This window comes from Vibrio bathopelagicus (assembly GCF_014879975.1).
Classification (GTDB): Bacteria; Pseudomonadota; Gammaproteobacteria; order Enterobacterales; family Vibrionaceae; genus Vibrio; species Vibrio bathopelagicus.
This window is the reverse complement of the sequence record NZ_CP062500.1, coordinates 2,085,139-2,101,223: the sequence shown is the minus strand read 5'-3', so window position 1 is coordinate 2,101,223 and position 16,085 is coordinate 2,085,139. Positions and strand designations below refer to the sequence as shown.

The window sequence follows — 16,085 nt, the reverse complement described above, 5'->3', positions numbered from 1 at the left end:
ATTTTGGATAGAGAAAGTTATTTGGAACAGATGTCGGTTAGTAAAACCAGCAGGTAATATAAAAATATATGGGTAGTATTTGTGATTGATAACGGAGTTTCTGTTGATAAGTGCGATCCTAGCGACACAATTTCTATGTACAATTTATTAACATACGGCCGTGCAATTAAGGAGTAGCGCATGACGAAGACCCTCTTTCGCCAATCATTTCTTTTTGACAGCCTAGATCTTGAGCAAGAAGTGTTTGCAGGACAGACCGTACTGAGTAACGGTGTTGAAATTAAGCTTCATCAACGTGGTGTATTGGAAGTAATTCCCGCGGATTATAATTCTGAAACTAAGAACATCATCTTCTCAACAGGTGTTCATGGTGACGAAACTTCACCTATGGAGCTAGTAGATAAATTAGTTGAGGATATTGAGACAGGCTTTCAAGTAGTAAATGCTCGATGCTTGTTTATCATCGCTCACCCAGAAGCGACCAATGCGCATACGCGTTTTCTCGATGTGAATATGAATCGTCTGTTTGATGAAAAGCAGCACGAAAGCAATCGAGAAGTGGATATCGCTAAGAACTTGAAGTTCTTGGTTACTGAGTTTTACAAAGAAACGGAACCTGCCACTCGTTGGCATCTAGATTTGCACTGCGCAATCCGTTTATCTAAGCATTACTCGTTCGCTGTGAGCCCTAAGGTTCGCCACGAAGTACGCAACAAGGAGCTTTTCGATTTCATCAACAGTGCCCACGTTGAAGCTGTGTTGCTGTCGAATGCACCAACGAGCACCTTCAGTTGGTACAGCGCTGAAAACTTCGAAGCGCAAGCTCTGACAATGGAATTGGGTCAGGTAGCAAGAATTGGTGAAAACCAACTTGATAAGCTCACTGCTTTTGATTTGGCGATGCGTAACTTGATCGCTGAAGCTGAGCCAGAGCATCTACCTAAACGAACCATCATGTATCGTGTGAGCCGCACTATTGTTCGCTTGCATGATGACTTCGATTTCATGTTCTCTGATTCTGTAGAGAACTTTACCGCATTTAAACACGGTGAAGTGTTTGGTCATGATGGTGACAAACCATTAATGGCGAAGAATGAAAACGAAGCCGTGGTGTTCCCAAATCGAAACGTTGCTATTGGTCAACGAGCTGCCTTGATGGTGTGTGAAGTTGAAACGCGATTCGACCACGGTCAGCTTGTGTACGATTAATACTGAGTCGGATTTAAGCGACTAAACAACAGCTCAACTGGTTGAAATATCAAGGTTCACATTACGGTGTGAGCCTTGAGTTTATTTGGGTATACAGGTAAGGTTACGCGAACATTTTCAAAGTAGCTTGATATGGATTTCCAACAACTTCTTCACCAAAAACAGCGCAAATGGACGCGAGCCATTTATCTGATGGCAGCACTGCTTGTCGCGCTGAGTGCAATTTACCTAATGGTTGGCGATCTCTTCATTTCCCCTCTGGGCACCTTGTCCACGTTAGAACAAAAACTACTGATTGATTTACGCTTACCTCGACTCTTAGCAGCTATTGCTATTGGGGCAGGTTTGGCTGTATCTGGCGCAAGCTTACAAGTCTTATTAGGCAACGTATTAGCAGAGCCGGGTGTGCTCGGTATTTCCGGTGGCGCGAGCTTAGCCATGGTGATCGTGCTGTTCTTCTTGCCGTTTGCTCCCACACCTGAACTCTTCATGGTCGCAGCAGTTTTAGGGTCACTCTGTTTTACTGTGATTCTGGTGAGCATGGTCAAAACGATGCGACTGACTACAGCCAAGTTACTGCTGGTGGGGGTCGCGTTAGGCATTCTTTCTGGTGCGATGGTGACGTGGGCTTTCTACTTTAGTGATGACCTCAGCCTTCGCTTATTGATGTACTGGTTGATGGGCAGTTTAGGCGGTGTTACTTGGTATCAACACTCACTCACGTTAGTAATGATTCCCGTGATTATTTGGCTATGTCTGCAAGGTAGTAAGCTAGATAAGCTCATGATTGGCGAGACTCATGCTGCTCAGTTAGGCGTGAACGTTCCGAGATTACGTTGGCGTTTGATCTTCGCTGTGTCTATTTTAGTAGGCTGCGCGGTGGCATTAGGCGGCGTAATCAGCTTTGTTGGCTTGGTTGTGCCACACTTGTTGCGTTTAGCGATTGGCACCGACAACCGATACCTGCTTCCTTTGTCTGCCGTTGCAGGTGCCGCGCTGCTCGTATTTGCTGATATTTGTGCACGAACTTTGTTAGATTCAGCAGAACTACCATTGGGTGTGATGACCACCAGTATTGGTGCGCCTATCTTCATTTGGATGTTAATTAAAAATCATGATTCAAATTAAGAGCCTGAGCGTCGGCGCTCGTTTATTACCGCTATCATTCGAGCTCAAGCAAGGGCAGGTGACTCACGTTATTGGCCCCAATGGCAGCGGTAAAAGTACCTTACTGGAAGCGATATCTGGTATCGGTGATGGTTACAAAGGCGATATCAAGCTCGACGGGCAGGATTTGTCGGAACTGTCACTACAAGACTTATCATTACGTCGTGCTTATCTGTGTCAAAGCGCAAGGCCAGCCTTTAACTTAGAGGTGTTCCAGTACTTGGCGTTGTCACTGCCAAGCTCCTCACATGGCCTTGATGCTGAAATCAATACGGCTTTGGACGAAATCAGCCAGATGCTAGACATTGCAGACAAACTTCATCGCTCTATTCAAGCTTTGTCTGGCGGTGAGTGGCAACGCGTTCGTTTGGCGGGCATGTGTCTACAAATCTGGCCGACTCTTAACCCTTACGCCAAGCTATTGATCCTCGATGAACCCGCAGCTCCGTTAGATATTGCGCAAGAAGCTTTGCTCTACAAACTTATTGAACGAGTAGCAGATAAGGGCATCACAGTAATAATGGCAAACCACGATCTTAACCGGACTCTAAGACACGCTGACCAAGTGTTGTTGCTCGACAAAGGCGTATTACAAGCTTCTGGTACTGCCGAACAAGTGCTTACCCCTGAGCAGTTAGAATCGGTGTTCAATACTGACGTTAAAAGTATCTCAGTCGATGATCAAACCTATCTGCTGTTTGGTTAGAGAGAGCGTTTGGCTAGAAAGAGTATTTGCTAAAAAGGTCATCTGGTTAAGCTGATTATTGGGTTGAAACGAGTGAGTAAAGGGATCAAATATGTTTAGATACATCCAAAAGCGAAGAATCAAAAAAGTAATTAGGCTTCTGTCTGCAAAGATGGTAAAGAGCTACGGAAGCCGTGATTTCTTCTCTATCGGACAAGTAGAAACTAGCTCTAAAGACCTGAGTAAGCGTCAGCAACAAATTGCTTTCGCGCTGTTTGCTGATCCACAAGATCTCAACACTGAACTGGCGACCACCATTCAATTGCTGCGAAAAGATGTGTCGAATGACTTCTTCGTTGGCGAGGACTACAACGCACGCGATATTCTGAACCTTCTGGGTGGTAGTGGCTGGAAGGGTGGTCGTATGGACGACGACATGTCACATCGCATGGGCATGCATAGCCGCTACTAAAGCCTGATACCACTTATTTCTTCCTGTATTGTTCTCGTTAAAATCGTTATTTTGACGAGAAGCTCCTTTTCAAAAACTCTCTATTCGTTAAAACCCATCTATTAAACAAGCCTAAAATCCTTTTAACAACCAGTAACTACTTCATTTCTTTTCTGGGTAAACCTCATGTTTTTCAGATATATAAGCCACCTTCCACCTCATATCATCTTTGTTGAGTATCAATTAGGTTTATTGACTAAATAATCCAATCTTCATCACCCATGCTCAAGTTGAACGATATGCACCCACTTTATTAATGTTCGAGCCAAGTAACGACTAATGAAGTGTGGTTGTCAGTTCATGCAAGAAAGTCAAATAGGCTGACAGGACAATACAATTAGCCTGCGGCTTGGAAAATAAAGTCTTTAATTTGGAATGGTTATGAGAATAAAAATCGAGAAAACGGCTTTAGCTATCGCTTTGTCTACGGTCTGTGGTGGTGCAATGGCACACGGTTTTGTGTCATTGAATGACGATGGCAACATCATAAGCCGTGTTGCTTTATGTCACCTAGAAGACTCAGAGGGTCAGGCGAAGAACATGGACTGTGGCAACATACAATATGAGCCACAAAGTGTGGAAGGATTTGATGGCTTCCCTGACCATGGACCAGCTGATGGTTACATCGCCAGTGCCGAAATAGCAATGGCTAGAAACCTAGATGAGCAAACTTCTGAGCGCTGGCAGAAACGCTCAATCGAAGCGGGCTCTCAAGAGTTTGAGTGGACATTTAAGGCTAACCACGTCGCGGCTGGCTTTAAATATTACATCACGAAAGAAGGTTGGGACCAAAACTCACCACTGGAACGTGCTTCGTTTGACCTTACACCTTTCTGTGAAGTTGATGGTAATGGAACTATGACACAAGACACGGCTACCCATACCTGTGATGTACCAAAGAGGGAAGGCTATCACGTAATTCTTGCTGTATGGGATGTCGGCGATACAGATAAGGCTTTCTACAACGCAATTGATGTCGTGTTTGATGGCGACGACTCTCAACTACCGGGTTGGGAAAAAGCAGGGCAGATAATCCCTACGATGAATTTGAAAGAAGGTGACGCGGTATATACGCGTGTATTTGATGGGACGGGTGAAAACCCAGCCCTAAGTACTCGTGTTGAGATAGCTAATAGCGAGGATGGCCAACCAAAGAATTGGTCAAAGGCATTAGCGACCAAAGTTAATGAAGAGAACAACAATATTAAGTCTGGTGTATGGAGTGAAAACGGATTCGCTCCTATTTATGGCGTGAACCCTATATACGTCAATAAAGACAGCGATATCCAGCGTGTCGAAATAGGCTACGATGTTGAGGTGCCAGAACCAGATACATCACTTACTGTTGAAGGGCTAGAGCCTGAATACATCATTGGGGATGAAGCGACGGTTCTGGATCTTACATTGATTGCCGAAGGTGACGCTCAAGCTGAGCTTACTGTCTATAACCACGGGCGTGATTCACTAGCGCATTGGAGTGGTGAAGTAGAAGATGATTCGTCAGAATCGGTAGCACTGCCTTTATCCAAATCAGAAGCTGGCCACCACATGTTAGTCGTGAGTGTGAAAAACAGCGAAGGCAAGTTGGTAGGGCAACAGACGTTGAACTTCCATTTGGTTGAAGCTGGCACACCACCGCCTGAACATGATTATGTTTACCCAGAAGGTTTCGGTAGCTATGTGGATGGAGACATCGTCCTATTCGAAGGTGAGGGTGTCTATCAATGTTACGGCCCTTGGGCGGCAGAATGCAACAACGAAGCTTACTTGCCAGGTGTTGCTGCCGATCCAAACTGGGTTGAACAGCAATGGAAAAAGTTGGACTAACATCTCACTTACCTATCTGATTTGATTCTCTTTTGAATAGGGAAACCCAAAGCGGCTTACTTGTTAAGCCGCTTTTTTATTCACTTTGAATGTTATGCCTCCAATCAAGACAGAATACTGAAATCCAATAATTCGAAGCAACATCATCTATCGACAACGCATTTCTTTGAGTTGTGTGACTCTGATTCCTATCAATATAAAACTCACTATCATTGATAAAATTGACGTATATATTTTCGTTGTTCTTTAAACAAAAACGATAAACCCATGAACTGCAACTTTGGTTGATAAGTGACCTGTTGGTGTTGTGTGAAGGGTAAAATAAAAGAGAGTGGGAAAGTGACAACAATAAATAACAACATTCTAAAAATAGCAGTAGGTATGGCTATGCTATCGAGTGTGCCGTCAGTGGCAAATGCTCATGGCTGGTCTGAATTTCCAAGTGCACGTCAGAACACGTGTTACGAGCAAGGTGGGATTTGGTCGGGTACGCCACCTAACGCCGCATGTGCTCAAGCAAAAGATATTTCTGGTTCATACCCGTTCGTTCAACGTAACGAGTACGCGAAAAATATCCAAGATTTCAACAACATCAATGCTGTTAAAGCGGCGATTCCTGATGGCACGTTGTGTTATGCCAATGATTCGCAAAAGCGCGGTATGGGTGCGCCTCATACCGGTTGGACTCGCACCGAGCTAAGCACAGGTACATTTGAATATGTATTCAACGCGACTGCGCCACACAATCCTTCATTTTGGGAGTTCTACCTAACCAAACCAAACGCAGATCTGAGCAAAGGCCTAGCGTGGGGAGACTTAGATTTGATCCAAGAAGTGGGCAATGTTCCTGTTAGCGGCGGTAAATACCGTATTAACGTGACGATTCCTTCAGACCGCTCTGGCGATGCAATCCTATATGTACGTTGGCAACGTGACGATGCAGCTGGCGAAGGCTTCTACAACTGTTCAGACATCACCATCGCGGGCGGTACAACACCTCCGCCAGATCCTACACCACAACCGGATCTAGTTCGTGGCGATCTGTTTGTTTCTGATCAGTTTGGTACGCCAGAAATTGGTGATACAGTTAAGTACGACATCATCAACAAATACGGTGAAGTAGCGCGTAGCTTTGACATTGTTATTGATGGAACAAACGTTAACGATTGGGCTCGCTTACTGGCTTCAGAAATCAACGGCTGGCATGAAGAGTTTAAAGATGGCGCGATCTTCATTGGTGACTGGCACGCTGAAATGCAACACTACATGTACTTCCAAAACGACCCTTCACGTAACTTCTTTAACTCAAAAGATAGCCGTGCTTCTGGTCAGCTAACGCTGATTGATGGTGGAGAAGGTGGTGTTGAGCCATTAAAAGGCGACATCTACGAACTCGTGAAGAGTGACAACGTCGTTAATGCTGGCGACAAGGTTGTGATTGCAACAAGCGAAGCAGCAAACCTAACACAGACTCAAGGTTCTGCAGTTAGTATTCAAAACAATGGCACAGCTTCAATTGTGGTTGATACCACTGCGATTACAGCGAACGAGACTCTGTCGTTCATTGCTAGTTCAATTGAGAGCGAAAGTGTTGAAACCTTCACTTTCGAAGTGATTGCTGATGACGGTGGCGTAACACCAGACCCAGATCCAACGCCGGATCCTGATCCGACTCCAGACCCAGGCTCGTGGGATTCATCAGCAACTTACCTTGGCGGTGAAATCGTGACTTACTCTAACCAGTCATGGAAAGCACAATGGTGGATTCAGGGTGGTGAAAACCCTAAAGCGACTTACGAAAACGACAAGTGGGGCGTTTGGCGTCCAGCTAACTAGTTAGCTAGTTAGCTAGTTAACCTAAAGTAAGTTACTAACTAACAAAGTAACTAAGGCACCACACTCGATTGATGAGTGTGGTGCCTTTTCTTGTGGGAGAGATAAACAAGTCGACCGTGAGGGTAATTGGGTTTAGGGTGGGGCTTTGTTATACCTGAATGTCCGAGTACTTCGAATAGCCACGGTTTAGTAATCTTTTGCACATTAGATAGAAAAGACTTTTTGATGAAAAAATCACAGATACTCGCCAATACAATCAAGAATCAGATAGAACAAAACATCTGGTTGAGTGGTGAGAAGATCCCATCAATTAGAGATGCGTGTAAGCGTTACAAACTCAGTATCGAAACGGTGTTACAGGCATATCAACAGCTTGAAGACCAAGGCTATGTGCGCTCAAAGCCCAAATCCGGCTATTTCGTGTTACCTCGCAGGAACATATTCACTTCAGAAAACGTGCAACACAAAGCCATCAAACCGTATCCCGTGAAGATCAGTGATCTGCTTTACGATGTGCTTCAACGAGCCAAAGACCCTAGCATCATTCCACTTAGCTCGGCATTTCCAGACCCTGCCTTGTTTCCGCATCAAGCATTGTCGCGCAGTTTAGCCAATGCCAGTCGCCAAATGCCCGATAACAGCATGCTCACCAATTTACCTCCAGGCAGTGAAACACTCCGTAGGCAAATCGCCCAGCGTTACCAAATGCATGGATTAAATGTACTGCCTGACGATATTGTGATTACTTCTGGAGCGATGGAAGCGCTTAATCTCTGCCTACAATCTTGCACAGATCCAGGTGACTTGGTCGCTATCGAGTATCCTGCGTTCTATGGCGCGTTGCAGACCATTGAAAGGCTTAACCTGACGGCAGTTGAGATACCAACAGACCCTGAAACGGGTATAGATTTAGATGTGTTGGAGTCGGTGTTCGCATCAATGGACATCAAAGCATGTTGGTTCATGACGGAATCTCAGAACCCGGTTGGCTATTCGATGAGTGACGGCAACAAGCAAAGATTGGCTGAGTTGGTGAATCAACACAAGATCCCGATGATCGAAGACGATGTATACCGAGAGCTTCACGTTGGTAATCAAACATCTTTGCCTGCCAAAGCCTATGACTCTGATGAACAGATCATGCTTTGTGGTTCGTTTTCCAAATCACTGTCGCCGGGCTTTCGAATTGGTTGGGTAGTGGCACGCAAACAAGCGCTAAAGATTCAACGATTACAGCACTTATCGACACTCTCCAGCAGTATTCCTATTCAACTTGGCTTGTCTCACTACCTGACGTTTTATAGCTATGATAACCACCTTAAAAAGCTTCGCAAACTTCTGAATGAAAGGAAGAAGGCACATATAGCACTTCTAGAGTCCAGTTTACCTGAAAGTACTTTGATTCATAAAAGCCAAGGTGGCTATTTCCTTTGGATAGAATTGCCTCACTCTGTTTGTGTTGAGACACTTTATGAGCAAGCTCTTGAACACAACATATCTGTCGCGCCAGGGATCATATTCAGCAGTGACAAGAAGTTCTCCCATCATATTCGACTTAATTGGTCGTATGCTTGCGACGACAAAATCGCAGAAGCAATTCAAACGCTAGGCAACCTAATCAGAACCATGGAACTGCAAGCTTAATCCGTTGGCTGAGTTACCGTCTTTTTCACCTCAACGCTAGTCATTTATTGACTGGATACACAATCTGTTCTGTTTTTTACTAATCAATCTGTTCTAGTTTGGTTCGTGGTAACTATGCTGAAATATGCTCCAATTCTTAATATGAAAGCCATCATTATGATGTTTGGAGCTTAAATGTTTGATGTAGTTGAATTGTCGCGTTTACAGTTTGCGCTAACCGCTATGTTCCACTTTCTCTTCGTCCCATTAACTATCGGTATGTCTTGCTTATTGGCAATCATGGAATCGATCTATGTGCTCACCGGAAAGCAAATTTATCAGGACATGACTCGCTTCTGGGGCAAATTGTTTGGTATTAACTTTGCCTTGGGTGTCACGACTGGCTTGACCATGGAGTTCCAGTTCGGCACAAACTGGTCTTATTACTCTCACTATGTAGGCGACATCTTTGGCGCGCCTTTAGCGATTGAAGCCCTCGTCGCGTTCTTTCTTGAGTCGACCTTTGTTGGGTTATTTTTCTTTGGCTGGGAAAGGCTATCTAAACGCCAACACCTTATTGTGACTTGGCTAGTGGCGTTGGGCTCTAGCTTCTCTGCATTATGGATTCTGGTTGCTAATGGTTGGATGCAAAACCCGATTGGGTCGGAGTTCAATTACCAAACCATGCGTATGGAAATGACCAGCTTTGCCGAAGTGGTCCTTAACCCAGTGGCGCAGGTTAAGTTCCTACACACGGTAGCTTCTGCTTATACCTGTGGTGCGATGTTTATCCTAGGTGTGAGTTCCTATTACTTACTGAAAGGTCGAGATGTAGCCTTTGCAAAGCGTTCTTTCGCTGTGGCCGCGTCTTTCGGCATGGCAGCCATTGTCTCGGTTATTGTATTGGGCGATGAATCTGGTTATGAACTGGGTGACGTTCAAAAAGTAAAGCTGGCAGCGATTGAAGCTGAATGGCACACAGAATCTGCTCCTGCGGCTTTTACCTTGTTCGGATTACCAAACCAAGAGGAAGGTAAAACTGATTTCGCTGTGAAAATCCCTTATGTGATGGGGATTATTGCAACGCGATCTTTGGATGAGCAAGTGACTGGCCTTCATGACTTGCGAGAGCAACATCTAGTGCGTATTCGAAACGGCATTATTGCTTATGAATTGCTAGAGCGTTTGCTAGCGGGCGACACCTCAAATGAGACGGAACAAGCCTTTGATCAAACCAAGCACGACCTCGGATATGGCTTATTGCTTAAGCGATACACAGACACCGTGACTGATGCAACTGAACAGCAAATCCAACAAGCAGCCGACGATTCAATCCCAACTGTGTGGCCACTGTTCTGGTCATTCCGAATCATGGTGGGTTGTGGCTTCATTATGTTGTTTGTCTTTGGCGCGGCTTTCTTACAAACCTACCGTAAAAACATCACTCAAAAGCCTTGGCTATTGAAGGCAGCGCTTTGGTCAATCCCATTACCTTGGGTAGCAATCGAAGCGGGTTGGTTTGTTGCTGAGTATGGTCGTCAACCATGGGCGGTCGGTGAAATTCTTCCTGTTGCGGTCGCGGCATCTTCGCAAACCGTTGAAAACCTACTTACGTCTCTCGCGCTAATTATTAGCCTCTATACAGTCTTCATCATTGTTGAAAGCTACTTGATGATTACCGTTGCTAAAAAAGGCCCAAGCAGTTTGAAAACGGGCCGTTATCACTATGAACAAACAACATCACTTGAAGCCAAATTGGCACAACAAGTTCAACAATAAGGTGACTGACTCATGTTCGAATATGACACATTACGTTTAATTTGGTGGGTGCTAATCGGTGTGTTGCTGATTGGATTTATGATCACCGATGGCTTCGATATGGGAGTAGGAGCGTTGTTACCGTTTATCGGTAAAACCAACTCTGAAAGACGAGTGATGATTAACTCCATTGCGCCCCATTGGGACGGCAATCAAGTGTGGTTAATTACAGCAGGTGGCGCTTTGTTTGCGGCTTGGCCGCTGGTGTATGCGACATCCTTTTCAAGCTTATATGTGGCGATGTACTTGGTTCTTATCTCATTGTGGCTGCGTCCTCTTGCGCTTGAGTATCGAGCCAAGATAGATAACGACCAATGGCGAAAAGTGTGTGATTTGGCGATTTCGTTTTCAGGCTTCTTTCCGTCGATTTTATTTGGTGTCGCATTTGGCAATTTAATGCAAGGGCTTCCATTCTCGCTCAATAGTTTACTGATGGTTGAATACCACGGGTCGTTTGATGATTTGATTAATCCGTTCGCTCTGTTGTGTGGTTTCGTTGGGTTACTAATGGCGTTGTTGCAAGGCAGTGCTTGGCTGATGATGAAAACGACAGATGCGCTATACAACAAGGCAAGATTGGTTGCGCAGGTGAGTGCGATACTTGTGGCTAGCCTGATGGTAATTGGTGGTTTAGCGATAAGCCAAATTGATGGCTATCTGATTGTTAGTGAGTTGAACAATAGCGCTGTTTCAAACCCGTTAAACAAACAAGCGATAGCAGAAACAGGAGCTTGGTTTACCAACTTCGACACTTACCTTTGGATGTGGTTTGCACCAATTGGTAGTGTGCTTATCCCGCTATTAGCTTTGATCAGCGTTAGGTTGAAATGGGATGCGTTTGTTTTTATTAGTTCAAGCCTTACTAATGCCTGCATTGTTTTAACGGCTGGTTTCGCGATGTTCCCATTCATTATTCCATCTAGTGTTAACCCAAGTCACAGCTTAACGTTGTGGGATTCAACATCGAGCGAATTGACTTTGAACATCATGACAGGCGTAGCATTTGTGATGGTGCCAATCATCTTGTGTTACACCGCTTTTAGTTACCGCACCATGTTTGGACGACTCGATAACGAGTATGTCGAACGCAACGGCCATTCACTGTATTAAGGAGTTTCTCATGTGGTATTTTGTTTGGATATTAGGCTTATTCCTAGCCTCTGCATTTGCAGTTTTGAATGCCATTAGCTTAGAGAAAAGTGACTCAGAAACTGAGTTCTGATTGACGGTTTATTCATAAAAAGACCAGAAGCATGATGCTCTGGTCTTTTTTACACCTTTAAATCATGGCTATGCCGCTTTATTAGTTAGTGGCACAAAATGGTAAGACTCGATTTGAGTGAATGACTAGAATTGTCTCAAACGAAAAAAGTGAACTAGGACTTAATCTGGTCACTTTATCTAATTCGAATGGATGCTTTGAAAACTCGAAAGAGGATTAATTAATGTACGAACTTACACTACTTCTTAGTTTAATGATTGGTGGCGCTGACAGCACGGCTGAAATGGAAATTAATACTCAATTTACGACTCTTGAGCAATGTAATGAAGAAGGTGCAGCGCTAGCTGAGAAACTAAATGCCACCGATCTTAAAGTGCTCCAAGTTCAATGTGAGCGTGATTAGCCGAAACGTCATGGACCTAAGTAAACCAACTTTATAACTTTGATGATATGGGTATGACCAAGGTGCCCATATCGAATTATTTCCAGATCAACTCGTCTTATTCCTCAAGTAATATCCTCTTTAGAACATCTACACCTTCGCTTTATATCAACACCCAAAACAATTTCATCTAACCTATTGTTAAATATTTACTATTTGATAGTGTGTCTAGGTGCACATTGAGGATGTGTATCACATTTAGCGAAGAATAATAGTAGGAGTTGCGATGAGTATTATAGTGAGACGGTCTGAACCGTCAGATGCGAAGGGAATAAAAGAAGTCTACGAATGCACTAATGCTTATACCGGAACGCTGCAACTCCCAAACCCATCTCTGGAAAGCTGGCAAAAACGAATCTCTAATATCCCTGATAACGTGTATTCATATGTCGCGTTAATCGACGATGAGATTGTCGGCAATTTAGGAATGGAAGTGTGTGTAAATCCGAGAAGGCGTCATGTTGCTTCATTCGGTATGGGTGTTAAAGATGATGTATTAGGCAAAGGTGTTGGTAGCCAGCTACTCGCGACCGCGATCGACTTGTGTGATAACTGGATTAACATCAAACGACTGGAGCTTACGGTATATACCGATAACGAAAGAGCGATCAGCCTATATAAGAAGTTTGGTTTTGTGATTGAAGGGGAGTCTGCTGGATTTGCCTTTAGAAATGGCGAATATGTGGCGGCTTATCACATGGCACGACTGGTATAACACTCGGCTTCTAACACACGGCTACAATTAACACAGAGCTAGAGTTCTCTAATAGATAATAAAACGCTACGTTGTTATAACGTGGCGTTTGTTATTTTAGTGAGCTGCTCGTTTTAACAGCTTCATACTCTGTTCAACTTAAGCCGTTAGAGGCTCAAGGTTCTCAGGACGGTAGTGTACTGATTTTAGCACTTTACCTTGGCGAACCATTTTACCTTGCGATACAAAATCTTCTTCACATTTTATTTTTTAAAAAACATTGAAAGTTATAAATTCACAACAACAGTGTTGATTGGACAGTTTATAAATTATTATTGCTCAATGTAATGTCAAATTAAATTCATTTTTTCATCTAAACTTATTGGTAAGTAAGTCAAGATCTAATCAAAAGAAAATGAAATAATTAACATTAAATTTAAATTAATCTTTTAGATTTGTTTATATTAATTTGTGATGAGAAGATTAATATTATTTTATTGACAATGTTGATATTAGCTGTCGCTAGTTGCATTTATTTGTGTACTCTTGTTAAGAAATGAATTGAAAGTCTGTAAGGGAAGGAAATATGAGGTGTTTATTAGTTGGTAAGACAAGAGATATTGCTGTTTATTTGTCTTTAAATCTGGGAGTTTTGTCTTTTTTATCATTACTTATTTAGTTGTTGTGCTTTTATAAATAAATTATTCAATCAGTTTTGGAGGGTAAGATGGATCTTTTCTTTGATTTAATTGCTAACGAACTTAATAATACTAAAAATGGTAAAAAATGCTCGCTGGCAAGGAGAGAACTATTAATAATAAATATGCTAGTAGAAGCTAATGGGGAATTGGTCACGCGAGAAAAATTACTAAAATCATGCTGGGAGGGAAAGGTAGTAACGGATAGTTCACTGAATGTTGCCATAAGAAACATAAGGCTCGCTTTGATTGATTGTGGTAGTTCTATTACTATTTTTACCTCACCAAGGCGAGGTTACTCAATGATACCTTATATACCTCCCAAAAAAGAAGAGCCTGTTAGGGAGGTAGGCGATTCTGATGGGATTAAGGTAGGGGCTGATACTATTCGTACTGAAAAAAGAAAAATGGTCATTAAAGGTGGAGGGCTTCTTACAATGCTAATTATGTTCTATTACGTCGCTTACTTTCTTATTATGCCTTATAACGAAGATAAGATAATGGGTATCAATGTAGTGTCATTTGGAACATCTATCGATCAAAGTTATAACCAAGTTTTAGATTATTTAAGTAAAGCTGGAGCGGATAGTGTTTATATTATGCCAGATGTCGTCAATTGTGAACATGTCCAGATATTAGCAAGTGTAAATGGTCGATTTGTAGATATGACAAATGTATTTGGGATGAATAGTTGTGAATCTATTTAAGGTTAGTAGTAATATCGTATGCTTTCTTTTATTAGCGCTAATGCTTTTTATAATGTATGGCTTTTTAAGTGCATCTTTAACTAATTTTAATGTAAATTTTAAGGTTTCTGATGTTAATGGTGGTGAGGAGGTGTTAAGAATTAAATTCAATAGAATAAAAGGACAGGCAACATATTTAGGTTATGATAAAGATGAAAATCTGTATGATACTCGACAATTTAACGGTTGGTTTCTTCGGTGGTCAAATTTTTATGTGTTTCTTTCTTGGGTTACCGACTCTCCATTCAGTCCTCGTTATTTTAAATTTGATGCATACTATATAAAACAAGAGTTTCCAGGAAAATATATTCTTTTGAACCACCAAAGAGGTGTTCGCTTTAATAGTGATCGTCAAGAAGTTCCTTTAAAAGGTATATTCAGTTCTTGTATACAGCCCGGGATTGGGTCTAGGCCTTAAGAAAAATGCAATTGATTATAGATTTAATATTATCTGTAGTTAAAGTTATATTTTAATGATTTTTTTCTAAAATCGAATGTAATATAAAGTTGCTGATCATCTATCGTAGTTCAATGGTGCAACTAAATACCCTTTCTTTTTCAGGGGAGTTCGCTCTTTGGATGGTATTTCAGTTGTTACGTCTGATTTATAGTTAAGGTAATTATTTTGTTTATATCTAAAGTCTTGGAGGTCGAATGGAAACAATAGTATGCCAGTCGTTTGAGTCATTTATGGATATGTGTGGAAATAAGCTAGTTGAAGGGAAAAACATCCACTGTACGTTTAATGTTTCTGAGTCGAGCATTACATATTCTATTATGAAACATGAGTTTGATAAGGTAGGTGGGGAGGACATTACGATTTCCTTTACTTTTACTGATAAATTTACCAATTAATTTTTTGAGAAGTTTAAAAAACGAGCTTTAATCAGTAAGGAATCTAGGGCTCTATTTGAAATTAATATTTATAATGCATTAAGGATTGAAAGTTATGAAAAGGATAAGAGTAGGGCTATTAATAGCCTCAATAGGCAGTGTTAGTTCTCCGGTAAGTGCTCAACCGTATGTTGGAATATCGCTAGGGCAAGCATATTTCTCAGATATAAAAGCTAGTATTAATTCTCCAACGAGGAAGGGAAGCCAAAAATTAGATATCGATGATAATAGCCTCGCGATAAAACTATTAACTGGTTATGAATTCAATCAGTTTATTGCAATAGAGGGTTCAATCGGAGGATACGACGCATTGGATGGGCCTATGGGTTCGCTGGGTGATATGAGGTTTTTTGCATTTCAAGGAAAAGCAACGTTGCCGATAACACAGAAATTAAACACTTTTGCTAAAGCTGGATTTTCTTACTATAGTGCGAGATTTGAATCTATTTATGGGGATGTCAGTGATGATTCTGTTTCGGGGAAATATGGTTTAGGAATGGAGTTTAGGATAACGGATAACTTCAGTGCAGCTTTTGAATGGGATTATATGGAAGCTGAAGTGGATATTTTCAAATTAGGTGATGCTTCGGCCACAATGTCTACGAAAATTAGTGTATTTTCCCTTGGTGCAGCCTACCGCTTTTAGTTGTAATAATTACATACATCAGGATTATAACTGATGTATGTAATTATGATGTTTTATGTTTTATGTT

General features: G+C 42.2%; 15 protein-coding genes. All 15 read left to right on the top strand.

The genetic code is table 11. From position 1 onward, the window contains the following. Positions 1 to 180: 180 nt before the first annotated feature. The 15 genes from IHV80_RS09240 to IHV80_RS09165 all read left to right on the top strand — a co-directional run bounded on the left by IHV80_RS09240 (position 181) and on the right by IHV80_RS09165 (position 16,018). Positions 181 to 1,209, top strand: coding sequence for a succinylglutamate desuccinylase (locus IHV80_RS09240; RefSeq protein WP_102307313.1), 1,029 nt, complete (start codon positions 181 to 183; stop codon positions 1,207 to 1,209). Between the two features lie 132 nt (positions 1,210 to 1,341). Beyond that, positions 1,342 to 2,337: a vitamin B12 ABC transporter permease BtuC gene (gene btuC, locus IHV80_RS09235; RefSeq protein ID WP_017104468.1), complete on the top strand. Its 996-nt coding sequence runs from the start codon at positions 1,342 to 1,344 to the stop codon at positions 2,335 to 2,337. Then, entirely contained in the window at positions 2,324 to 3,082 is a 759-nt protein-coding gene (btuD, locus tag IHV80_RS09230) for a vitamin B12 ABC transporter ATP-binding protein BtuD (RefSeq protein WP_192888821.1), read from the top strand. Before btuC ends, btuD begins: the two co-directional genes overlap by 14 nt. A gap of 91 nt (positions 3,083 to 3,173) precedes the next feature. After that, a complete protein-coding gene (locus tag IHV80_RS09225; protein WP_192888820.1) occupies positions 3,174 to 3,533 on the top strand; it encodes a DUF6559 family protein in 360 nt (119 codons plus the stop codon). Between the two features lie 420 nt (positions 3,534 to 3,953). Next, positions 3,954 to 5,399 carry an N-acetylglucosamine-binding protein GbpA gene (gene gbpA, locus IHV80_RS09220; RefSeq protein ID WP_192888819.1) on the top strand — a complete coding sequence of 482 codons (1,446 nt, stop codon included), beginning with the start codon at positions 3,954 to 3,956 and terminating at the stop codon, positions 5,397 to 5,399. A 387-nt stretch (positions 5,400 to 5,786) separates the two neighbouring features. Continuing rightward, positions 5,787 to 7,235 carry a lytic polysaccharide monooxygenase gene (locus IHV80_RS09215; protein ID WP_192890751.1) on the top strand — a complete coding sequence of 483 codons (1,449 nt, stop codon included), beginning with the start codon at positions 5,787 to 5,789 and terminating at the stop codon, positions 7,233 to 7,235. 225 nt (positions 7,236 to 7,460) lie between these two features. After that, positions 7,461 to 8,879, top strand: a complete 1,419-nt coding sequence (locus IHV80_RS09210; protein WP_192888818.1) for an aminotransferase-like domain-containing protein — start codon at positions 7,461 to 7,463, stop codon at positions 8,877 to 8,879. 174 nt (positions 8,880 to 9,053) lie between these two features. Further along, a complete protein-coding gene (locus tag IHV80_RS09205; RefSeq protein WP_192888817.1) occupies positions 9,054 to 10,637 on the top strand; it encodes a cytochrome ubiquinol oxidase subunit I in 1,584 nt (527 codons plus the stop codon). A 12-nt stretch (positions 10,638 to 10,649) separates the two neighbouring features. Continuing rightward, positions 10,650 to 11,786, top strand: coding sequence for a cytochrome d ubiquinol oxidase subunit II (cydB, locus tag IHV80_RS09200; protein ID WP_192888816.1), 1,137 nt, complete (start codon positions 10,650 to 10,652; stop codon positions 11,784 to 11,786). 10 nt (positions 11,787 to 11,796) lie between these two features. Further along, entirely contained in the window at positions 11,797 to 11,898 is a 102-nt protein-coding gene (gene cydX / locus IHV80_RS09195) for a cytochrome bd-I oxidase subunit CydX (protein ID WP_192888815.1), read from the top strand. Positions 11,899 to 12,121: 223 nt separating this feature from the next. Further along, entirely contained in the window at positions 12,122 to 12,301 is a 180-nt protein-coding gene (locus tag IHV80_RS09190; protein WP_192888814.1) for a hypothetical protein, read from the top strand. A 265-nt stretch (positions 12,302 to 12,566) separates the two neighbouring features. Further along, positions 12,567 to 13,055, top strand: a complete 489-nt coding sequence (locus IHV80_RS09185; protein WP_102435203.1) for a GNAT family N-acetyltransferase — start codon at positions 12,567 to 12,569, stop codon at positions 13,053 to 13,055. 706 nt (positions 13,056 to 13,761) lie between these two features. Continuing rightward, positions 13,762 to 14,439 (top strand): winged helix-turn-helix domain-containing protein, encoded by a 678-nt coding sequence (locus tag IHV80_RS09175; RefSeq protein WP_192888813.1) that lies wholly within the window; start codon positions 13,762 to 13,764, stop codon positions 14,437 to 14,439. Then, positions 14,426 to 14,896, top strand: a complete 471-nt coding sequence (locus tag IHV80_RS09170) for a hypothetical protein (RefSeq protein WP_192888812.1) — start codon at positions 14,426 to 14,428, stop codon at positions 14,894 to 14,896. Before IHV80_RS09175 ends, IHV80_RS09170 begins: the two co-directional genes overlap by 14 nt. Before the next feature lie 531 nt (positions 14,897 to 15,427). Then, positions 15,428 to 16,018 (top strand): outer membrane beta-barrel protein, encoded by a 591-nt coding sequence (locus tag IHV80_RS09165; RefSeq protein WP_192888811.1) that lies wholly within the window; start codon positions 15,428 to 15,430, stop codon positions 16,016 to 16,018. The last annotated feature ends 67 nt before the right edge of the window (positions 16,019 to 16,085 follow it).

Excerpts from the sequence above, each read along its gene's own strand:
- IHV80_RS09240 (WP_102307313.1), top strand. The coding sequence starts at position 181 with ATGACGAAGACCCTCTTTCGCCAATCATTTCTTTTTGACAGCCTAGAT.
- btuC (WP_017104468.1), top strand. The coding sequence starts at position 1,342 with ATGGATTTCCAACAACTTCTTCACCAAAAACAGCGCAAATGGACGCGA.
- btuD (WP_192888821.1), top strand. The coding sequence starts at position 2,324 with ATGATTCAAATTAAGAGCCTGAGCGTCGGCGCTCGTTTATTACCGCTA.
- IHV80_RS09225 (WP_192888820.1), top strand. The coding sequence starts at position 3,174 with ATGTTTAGATACATCCAAAAGCGAAGAATCAAAAAAGTAATTAGGCTT.
- gbpA (WP_192888819.1), top strand. The coding sequence starts at position 3,954 with ATGAGAATAAAAATCGAGAAAACGGCTTTAGCTATCGCTTTGTCTACG.
- IHV80_RS09215 (WP_192890751.1), top strand. The coding sequence starts at position 5,787 with ATGCTATCGAGTGTGCCGTCAGTGGCAAATGCTCATGGCTGGTCTGAA.
- IHV80_RS09210 (WP_192888818.1), top strand. The coding sequence starts at position 7,461 with ATGAAAAAATCACAGATACTCGCCAATACAATCAAGAATCAGATAGAA.
- IHV80_RS09205 (WP_192888817.1), top strand. The coding sequence starts at position 9,054 with ATGTTTGATGTAGTTGAATTGTCGCGTTTACAGTTTGCGCTAACCGCT.
- cydB (WP_192888816.1), top strand. The coding sequence starts at position 10,650 with ATGTTCGAATATGACACATTACGTTTAATTTGGTGGGTGCTAATCGGT.
- cydX (WP_192888815.1), top strand. The coding sequence starts at position 11,797 with ATGTGGTATTTTGTTTGGATATTAGGCTTATTCCTAGCCTCTGCATTT.
- IHV80_RS09190 (WP_192888814.1), top strand. The coding sequence starts at position 12,122 with ATGTACGAACTTACACTACTTCTTAGTTTAATGATTGGTGGCGCTGAC.
- IHV80_RS09185 (WP_102435203.1), top strand. The coding sequence starts at position 12,567 with ATGAGTATTATAGTGAGACGGTCTGAACCGTCAGATGCGAAGGGAATA.
- IHV80_RS09175 (WP_192888813.1), top strand. The coding sequence starts at position 13,762 with ATGGATCTTTTCTTTGATTTAATTGCTAACGAACTTAATAATACTAAA.
- IHV80_RS09165 (WP_192888811.1), top strand. The coding sequence starts at position 15,428 with ATGAAAAGGATAAGAGTAGGGCTATTAATAGCCTCAATAGGCAGTGTT.